This window comes from Mesorhizobium sp. M1A.F.Ca.IN.020.03.2.1 (assembly GCF_004023205.1).
Classification (GTDB): domain Bacteria; phylum Pseudomonadota; class Alphaproteobacteria; order Rhizobiales; family Rhizobiaceae; genus Mesorhizobium.
Genome location: NZ_RZSV01000021.1, coordinates 1 through 8640, shown reverse-complemented (window position 1 = coordinate 8640; position 8640 = coordinate 1). Strand labels below are relative to the sequence as shown.

Genomic DNA, 8640 nt, shown 5'->3' with positions numbered 1-8640 from the left:
TACTGGCCGGCGAATGTGAGCGGTCATCAGGCCCGCAAGCAGCGAACCGACGCAGCGCCGGCAGAAAAGCCAAATCCCCACACCAATCCAGACCGGCCCGCCAACGCAGGCCGTTTGCGTTTGCGGCCCTACATTGCCCTCAAGCTCGACTCGACTTTTTGCTGCGATGGTCGCCCGGGCGTGCGTCGTCGGAACGATGCTCGAGGAGGAGAGCTTCGCCGTGCGCGTGGAAAGCACCACCGGGGCCTTCGCGGAGCCGGCGGTGCCGAAGTCGGCCTGATGGTGCAAAGCTTGCAAAGCTGAAGAGGCCAACCTCACCAAAGCGGTCGAAACGGCGCTGGCCTCGGCGGCTATAACGCGGCATTGCCGGACGCGTTTCGCGCATCGACGCTACCAGTTCATGTGCTGGCAGTGGGCCGCGTGTCGCAATGGGGCCCGCTCGCGGCGCCGACCGGTCATGAACCGGCGGCGACGTCCATGCGTTGTGTCTCAGCCGGGTGAGTTTGGAACAGCGAAGGAGTCGGAAATGACCACGCATCCCAGCACCAATCGCTTGTCCGCACAGGAGCTGCACGACATCGATGCCTACTGGCGTGCCGCCAACTACCTGACCGTCGGGCAGATCTATCTGCTCGACAATCCGCTGCTTCGCGAGCCGCTTCGGCTGGCGCACGTCAAGCCCAGGCTGCTTGGGCATTGGGGAACCTCGCCGGGCCTCAGCTTCATATACGCGCATCTCAACCGCGCGATCAGACTTCGCGATGTCAACGTCATTTACATCTGCGGCCCCGGCCATGGCGGACCGGCCATGGTTGCAAACAGCTATCTCGAAGGCACCTATAGCGAGATCAATCCGGATATTTCCCTCGAAGAGGCCGGAATGAGGACGCTCTTCCGGCAGTTTTCCTTTCCGGGAGGCATCCCGAGCCATGCCGCTCCCGATGTGCCCGGGTCGATCCATGAAGGCGGCGAGCTCGGCTACGCGCTTTCGCATGCCTTTGGCGCGGCCTTCGACAACCCGGATCTTATCGTCGCCTGCGTCGTCGGCGACGGCGAGGCGGAAACCGGCCCGCTCGCCACATCCTGGCACTGCAACAAGTTCCTCAACCCGGCGCAGGACGGCGCGGTGCTGCCGATCCTCCATCTCAACGGCTATAAGATCGCCAGTCCCACCATTCTCGCCCGCATCTCTGACGAAGAATTGCGGGCGCTATTCGTCGGCTATGGCTACGAACCGCTGTTCGTCGAGGGTGACGATCCGCCCCTGATGCATGAGCGGATGGCTGTCGTACTCGACGATGCGCTGGACCGCATCCAGGCAATTCAGCAGGCGGCGCGCAGCGGCGGAGAGACTGCCGACGGCCGGCCGAAATGGCCGATGATCATCCTTAGAAGCCCGAAGGGCTGGACAGGCCCCAAGGAGGTCGACGGGCTGAAGACCGAAGGATTCTGGCGCGCGCATCAGGTTCCGCTCTCCGGTCTCGCCGAAAACCTTGCGCATCTGAAGATGCTCGAGGAGTGGCTGAGAAGTTATCGGCCCGAAGAGCTTTTCGATGCCGAGGGCGCGCCAGTGGCCATGATCCGCGCCACTGCCCCGCAAGGCGGCAGACGCATGAGCGCCAATCCGCATGCCAATGGCGGCCTGCTGCGCCGCTCCCTCCAACTGCCAAGCCTGCAAGAGCATGCCGTATCTGTCCAGCAGCCCGGCGGCGTGAAAGCAGAGTCGACCCGTGTGATGGGCGGTTTCCTGCGCGACGTCATGGCATTGAACCAAAGCGCCAAAAACTTCCGCATTGTCGGTCCCGACGAGACGGCTTCGAACCGGCTGCAGGACGTCTTCGAGGTGACCGAGCGCGCCTGGATGGAAAAGATTCTGCCCGAAGATGTGCATCTCGGCCGCGAAGGCAGGGTTCTGGAAATCCTGTCCGAGCATACCTGTCAGGGCTGGCTGGAAGGCTATCTGCTTACCGGCCGGCACGGCCTGTTCTCCTGCTACGAGGCCTTCACGCACATTGTCGATTCCATGTTCAACCAGCATGCGAAATGGCTGGATGCCTGCGGCAAGCTGCCGTGGCGGCGGCCGATTGCGTCCTTGAACTATTTGTTGTCGAGCCATGTCTGGCAGCAGGAGCACAATGGCTTCAGCCATCAGGATCCGGGCTTCATCGATGTCGCCTTGAACAAGAAAGCGGACATCGTGCGCGTCTATCTGCCGGCGGATGCCAACAGCCTGCTTTGCGTGACGGATCATGTGCTTCGGACATGGAACCGCATCAATGTGATCGTCGCCGGCAAAGCCAATTCCTGGCAGTGGCTGTCGATCACCGAGGCGAAAGTCCACTGCAAGGCCGGTATCGGCATATGGGAGTGGGCGTCGATCGACGGCGGGGCAGAGCCGGATGTGGTGATGGCCTGCGCCGGCGACGTGCCGACGCTCGAGACGCTGGCCGCGGTCCAAATTCTGAAACGCCACGTTCCCGGCCTCAAGGTGCGGGTGGTCAACATAGTCGACCTGATGACTTTGCAGCCCAAGGAACACCACCCGCACGGCCTGTCGGATCGTGAATTCGACGCGTTTTTCACGGCCGATAAGCCAGTCATCTTCGCGTATCACGGCTATCCATGGACCATCCATCGCCTGACTTACCGGCGGACCAACCACGACAACATCCACGTGCGCGGCTACAATGAGGAAGGGACGACGACGACGCCCTTCGACATGACCGTGCTCAATGGCCTCGACCGCTATCATCTCGTCTTGGGCGTGCTCGACCGCATTCCCGAGCCGGCCGGCGCGCATATCCGGCTGAAGCAGGCGATGGAAGGCAAGCTGATCGAGCACCGGGCCTATATCCGCGAGCATGGGCAGGACATGCCCGAGGTCCTCGGCTGGAAATGGGAGCAGTAGTCGATGCCGAAGCGCCAGGCCAAATGGACGAGCGCACGATTGGCCGGGACCGGCCGACCATGACCGATGCCATTCTCGTCCTCAACGGCGGCTCCTCAAGCCTGAAGTTCGCCGTGTTTCAGCAGCAAGACGAGCTTCACCTGCTGGTGCGCGGCAGCGTGTCGTCGATCGGACATCATCCACGATTGCATGTCGCGCCCTCAGAATTGTCACGCGAAATCGACAGGAGCCTGGGGGACGAACCGATCGGGATAGCAAAGGCGTTCGAGGCCATAGTTTCCTATCTCGAGGATCACGCTCTTTTGCGCCGGATCGGCACGGTCGGGCACCGCATCGTCCATGGCGGGCAAGAACTTACCCAAGCGACCTTGCTCGACGAGCGCACGCTCGACGCGCTGCATAGGCTTGAGCCGCTCGCACCCATCCATCAGGCGATCAACCTGGAGATCGTCCAACTGGCCGGTCGGCTTTTGCCCGAAGCCAAGCAGGTCGGCTGCTTCGATACGGCCTTTCACACGGCGCGGCCGGAGCTTGCCAGGCTCTATGGCTTGCCGCGAGAGATGTCGGAACAGGGCATCGTCTCCTACGGCTTCCACGGGCTCTCCTACAGGCACATCGCAGCGAAGCTCCGCGAGCGCTACGGCGACGCTGCCGGTGGCCGAACGATTGCCGCCCATCTCGGCAGCGGCGCGAGCCTGTGTGCGATGAAGGCAGGAGTAAGCCTCGCCACGACCATGGGTTTTTCGACGCTTGACGGCCTCGTCATGAGCACCCGTTGCGGCGCCATCGATCCTGGCGTGATCCTGCACCTTCTGCAGGAGCGCAAGCTGTCGGCCGACCGAGTGACCGAATTGCTCTACGAGCAGTCCGGCCTGCTGGGCGTATCCGGCATTTCCGGAGACATGCAGGCGCTGCTTGGGTCGAAAGACCCGGCGGCGGCGCGTGCCGTCGCGCTCTTCGTCTATCGCGCCGGACGTGAGATCGGATCGCTCGCGGCCGCGCTTGGAGGCCTCGACACGCTCGTGTTCACCGCCGGCATCGGCGAAAATGCATGGCAGATCCGGCAAGAGATCTGCGAGGCTGCTGCCTGGCTTGGTGTCGTGGTCGACCATGGTTTAAATCGCAGCGGCGAAGCGCTGGTCAGCGCGCGAGAGTCCAGCGTCGATGTTCTTGTCATTCCGGCCGACGAGGAACGTGCCGTGGCCACGGAGCTCCTCGACCTCGAAACGGTCTGATCTGCCCGCGGCAGGATCGCAGGGATTAGCTCGGTAACTTGGCGCAGAGCTTCCGCTGAACCAGGACGAGCGTCGGGCGATCGGGCGTCGCGCGGGCCGTTTTCGTTCGCGTCACTTTCCCTTCAAGCTCGACTCGGCGATGGTCAGCCCGGCGCCTCGCTGCCCTATATCCGGCCGCGCGGCCAAATGCATAAGGAGCGGAAGATGCGGCAGGCACTGATCGTATGGGGCGGCTGGGAAGGGCATGAACCCGAAGCCGGGGCGCGAGTCGTCAAAGCGATGCTTGAGGAGCAAGGCTTTGCCGTGCGCTTGGAAAATACGACCGCGGTGTTCGCCGACCCGGCGATCGCCGACCTCAGCCTGATCGTGCCGATCTACACCATGTCCAAGCTCGCCAAGGCCGAAGAGGCGAACCTCACCAAAGCGGTCGAAAACGGCGTCGGCCTCGGCGGCTATCACGGCGGCATGGGCGACGCGTTTCGCGAATCGACGGACTACCAGTTCATGTGCGGCGGCCAGTGGGTCGCCCATCCCGGCAACATCATCGACTATCGTGTGAATATCGTGCGGCGCGACGACCCGATCGTGGCAGGCATCGACGATTTCCAATACCGCTCCGAGCAATATTACATGCATGTCGATCCATCGAACGACGTGCTGGCGACCACCACCTTCTCGGGCGAGCACGCGCCGTGGATCGCCGGCGTTGTCATGCCCGTGGTTTGGAAGCGCCGGCACGGCAAAGGGCGGGTGTTCTATTCGTCGCTCGGCCATGCGGCCAAGGAATTCGAGGTGCCGCAGATGCGCACCATCCTGCGCCGCGGACTTGTGTGGGCGGCGCGCTGAACGCGCCCGTCGGTGCGGGCTGACGCCGGTGGCGGCCGGATTTCCCGAACCGAAAGCATCACCGACCCGCTCCTATGATCATGACAGATCATATGAATGAGTGATTTACATAAGACGTAAGCTTTCATACAACTGCCGGCAGCAACTTGCTCTATCGGGAGAGGATTGCGTGGAAAATATCGTTCCTTCGGACGCAACCGGGTGGATGCCTTCGGTCGACCAGGGCGGCGCAAGCGTGCACAACGCCGTCGTCAGCGTGCTGGGCAGCCGCATCCTGGGCGGCGACTATGCTCCCGGTGCAGCCTTGCCGCGCGAGGAGGAGCTCTGCGCCATGCTGGGCGTCAGCCGCACCTCGGTTCGGGAAGCGGTCAAGGTGCTGTCGGCGAAAGGTCTTGTCGAGGCCAGGCGGCGGGCGGGCGTGCGCGTGCTGCCGCGCGACAGCTGGCGCCTGCTCGACCCGGTGGTGCTCGGCTGGCACCCTTCCATCCAGGATGACGAGGAGCTGGTTTCCGGCCTGCTCGAGGCGCGCCGCATCTTCGAGCCGGCGGCGGCCGAGCTTGCGGCAAGGCGCGCCAGCGCCGCCGATCTCGCCGAAATCGAACGCGCGGTCGTCGGCATGCGCGACAATATCCCGGGCGACCTCAACGCGGTCTGCCAGGCGGACCTTGCCTTCCACAAGGGCGTCATCGCCGCCAGCCATAATGTCGTGCTCAAGGGGCTGGTCGGCATGCTGGAAGCTGCCCTGCGCGCCACCTTCCTGGTCACCAATCCGTTGATGGAGGCGCAATCGCGCGCGCTGTCGGCGCATGTCGCGGTGCTGGAGGCGATCCGCGTCCGCGATACCGCCGGCGCCCGCGGCGCCATGAACAGGCTGCTTGACATCGCCGCCGACGATCTTCACGCCAGAGGGTGACGTTTCCGGCTTGACGCCATTTTTTATCATATGATATTTCAATTTCATATGATCTAATTAGCGTCATGGGAGGTGTTGCGCTTGAGGATCGTGGCCATCACCACGCGCGTCGTGAACGCGGATATGCGCAACTGGGTGTTCGTGCGTGTCGAGACCGACCAGCCGGGCCTCTACGGTTGGGGCGAGGCGACGCTGGAATGGAAGACCCAGGCCGTCGTCGGCGCCGTCAATGACCTCGCGCCGCTTCTGGTCGGCCGCGACCCGCGCGACATCGAGCAGGCGGTGCGCATCCTCAAAAAGCACTCGTTCTGGCGGCTCGGCGTCATCGGCATGTCGGCGGTTTCCGGCATCGAGCTGGCGCTCTGGGACATTTTTGGCAAATGGCTCGATCAGCCGGTCTGGCGCTTGCTCGGCGGCAAGGTGCGCGACCGGGTCAAGGTCTACACGCATCTCGGCCTCGGCGACATGCGCGCCGTCTACGAAACGTTGGAGACCGAGCCGTTGGTGCGGCGCGCCTCCGAAGTGGTTGCCACGGGCTATCGCGCGCTGAAGGCCGTCTTCATCCCCTACAGCCACTATCATGCGCCGCTCGTCGAGGTCGACAAGGTCGGCCGCCTAATGGAGGCACTGCGCAAGACAGTCGGTCCCGAAGTCGAGATCATGGTCGATTTCCACGGCCGTCCCGCCTCGGCCTCCACCGCGCTCGCCTATATCGACGCGCTTGCGCCCTACCGACCGATGTTCGTCGAAGAGCCGCTGCCGCCGGGCGAGACCGGCGCGCTGGCGCAGCTCGTCGCCAAATCGCGCGTGCCGATCGCCACCGGCGAGCGGCTGATCGATCGTCCCGAATTCGACGACCTTTTCCGGGCAAGGGCGGTCGACATCGTGCAGCCGGACATCTGCCACTGCGGCGGCCTGCTCGAGGCGAGGAAAATCGCCGCCATGGCCGAGGCGGTCTCGGTGGGTGTGGCGCCGCACAATCCGCTCGGTCCGATCGCCGGCGCGGCGGCGCTGCATTTCGCGGTCTCCACGCCCAATCACCTGATCCAGGAAGAGATGGTCGGTGCCGTGCCCTGGTATTTCGAGGTGGTGAAGGGGCCGATCCGCATGATCGACGGCTGCTGGCAGGTGCCGGATGCGCCCGGGCTCGGCGTCGAGGTCGACGAAGCGGTCGCCGACCGGCATCCCTACAGGCCGGAGGTCATGCACACCACCAATGCCGTCCTTGCCGACGGCACCATCGTGGACTGGTGACCATGGCCGGGCGACTGAAGGACAAGGTGGTGATTGTCACCGGCGCCGGGCGCGGCATCGGCGAGGCGACGGCGCGCGCGATGGCCGCCGAGGGTGCGGCCATCGTCGTGGCCGAAAAGGATGCGCTCAGCGGAAAGAGCGTTGCCGCGTCGCTGGTCGAAGCCGGCGCTCGGGCGCTGTTCGTGGAGACCGACGTCGCCGATATCGCATCCTGCAAAGCGATGGCCGAGCAAGCGCTTGCCACCTTCGGCCGCATCGACGTGCTGGTCGCCAATGCCGGCATCAACGTTTTCCACGAGCCGCTGGAAACCACGGAAGAGGAATGGCGGCGCTGCTTTGCCGTCGATCTCGACGGGGTGTGGTATTCGGCGCGCGCCGTGCTGCCGGCGATGCGGGCTCAGACGCAGGGTTCGATCGTGGCGATCGCTTCGTGCCATTCTTTCGCGATCATCCCCTCGACCTTTCCCTATCCGGTTGCCAAGCACGGACTGCTCGGCCTGGTACGATCGCTCGGCGTTCAATACGCGGCCGAAGGTGTTCGCGTGAACGCGATCGCACCCGGCTACATCGAGACGCAGATCGCGGTCGACTACTGGAACACCTTTCCTGATCCGCAGGCGGAGCGCCAGCGCACCTACGACCTGCACCCGCCGCGCCGCATCGGGCGGCCGGAGGAGGTGGCGATGACTGCCGTCTTCCTCGGCTCCGACGAGGCCCCGTTCATCAACGCGGCCTGCATCGTCATCGATGGCGGGCGCTCGGTTCTCTACCACGAATGAGGTTTCGCACCGGCGGCCGGTCGCCGGAAACGTCTTCAAGCAAAAAGGACTCCCGCCGGCCGGGATCGATATGGAGGAGGAAACCATGAAACGCATGATCAGGATGTGGCTTGCTGTGGCCGCGACCGCAGCCGTCGCGCTGACGGTCCATGGCGCCGGCGCGCAGGACAAGATGAAGTTCGGCTATATCAACAAGATGGGCGACCATCCCTGGTTCGTCCGCGAGGTGAAGGGTGCCAAGGACAAGGCCGCCGAGCTCGGCGTCGACCTGCTTGTCCAGGACGTTCAGTTCGACGCCAACCTCGCCGTCACCACCTTCGACACCTATGTCGGCGACGGCGTCAAGGGCATCGCCGTGGTGGTGCCGGACCGCTCGCTCGGCCCGGTCGTCGCCGACAAAGCAAAGGCCGCCAAGATCGGCCTGATTGCTGTCGACGACGACATCGCCTTCGCCGACGGCACGCCGGTCGCCTATGTCGGCATGAACGCGCTCAACATCGGCAAGCAGGTCGGCGGCGAGATTGCCCGCATCGTCAAGGCCGAAGGCTGGGACAAGGACCTCTCCAAGGTGCGCGTGGGCTCGATCGAGGACCAGAAGGCCGACACCTGCATGCGCCGCAACAAGGGCGCGGAGGAAGCGCTGGTCGCGGCAATCCCGGAGATCAAGTCGCGCATCGTCTCGATTCCCTATGACAACACAATGGT

The 8640-nt window shown here is 64.1% G+C and carries 8 protein-coding genes; 7 read left to right on the top strand and 1 reads right to left on the bottom strand.

Going from position 1 to position 8640, the window contains the following annotated elements; genetic code table 11:
- On the bottom strand, positions 1-312 hold a 312-nt coding region (locus EOA79_RS33140), incomplete at its 3' end, for a hypothetical protein (RefSeq protein WP_206639230.1).
- 214 nt (positions 313-526) lie between these two features.
- On the opposite strand from EOA79_RS33140, the gene EOA79_RS05920 reads away from it, so the two are divergent.
- The 7 genes from EOA79_RS05920 to EOA79_RS05890 all read left to right on the top strand — a co-directional run.
- A complete protein-coding gene (locus tag EOA79_RS05920; protein WP_127335398.1) occupies positions 527-2908 on the top strand; it encodes a phosphoketolase family protein in 2382 nt (793 codons plus the stop codon).
- A gap of 59 nt (positions 2909-2967) precedes the next feature.
- The gene (locus EOA79_RS05915) at positions 2968-4143 is read left to right on the top strand and encodes an acetate/propionate family kinase (RefSeq protein ID WP_095823607.1); all 1176 of its coding nucleotides are present in this window, start codon (positions 2968-2970) and stop codon (positions 4141-4143) included.
- A 204-nt stretch (positions 4144-4347) separates the two neighbouring features.
- Entirely contained in the window at positions 4348-4989 is a 642-nt protein-coding gene (locus EOA79_RS05910) for a ThuA domain-containing protein (protein WP_095823606.1), read from the top strand.
- A gap of 169 nt (positions 4990-5158) precedes the next feature.
- Positions 5159-5902: a FadR/GntR family transcriptional regulator gene (locus EOA79_RS05905; protein WP_082953630.1), complete on the top strand. Its 744-nt coding sequence runs from the start codon at positions 5159-5161 to the stop codon at positions 5900-5902.
- A gap of 90 nt (positions 5903-5992) precedes the next feature.
- Complete coding sequence (gene dgoD / locus EOA79_RS05900) at positions 5993-7156, top strand: galactonate dehydratase (RefSeq protein ID WP_245322280.1); 1164 nt, start codon at positions 5993-5995, stop codon at positions 7154-7156.
- 2 nt (positions 7157-7158) lie between these two features.
- Positions 7159-7935 (top strand): SDR family oxidoreductase, encoded by a 777-nt coding sequence (locus tag EOA79_RS05895; protein ID WP_066990055.1) that lies wholly within the window; start codon positions 7159-7161, stop codon positions 7933-7935.
- Positions 7936-8020: 85 nt separating this feature from the next.
- Positions 8021-8640 (top strand): substrate-binding domain-containing protein (locus tag EOA79_RS05890; protein ID WP_245489842.1); only part of this gene is annotated, 620 nt, incomplete at its 3' end.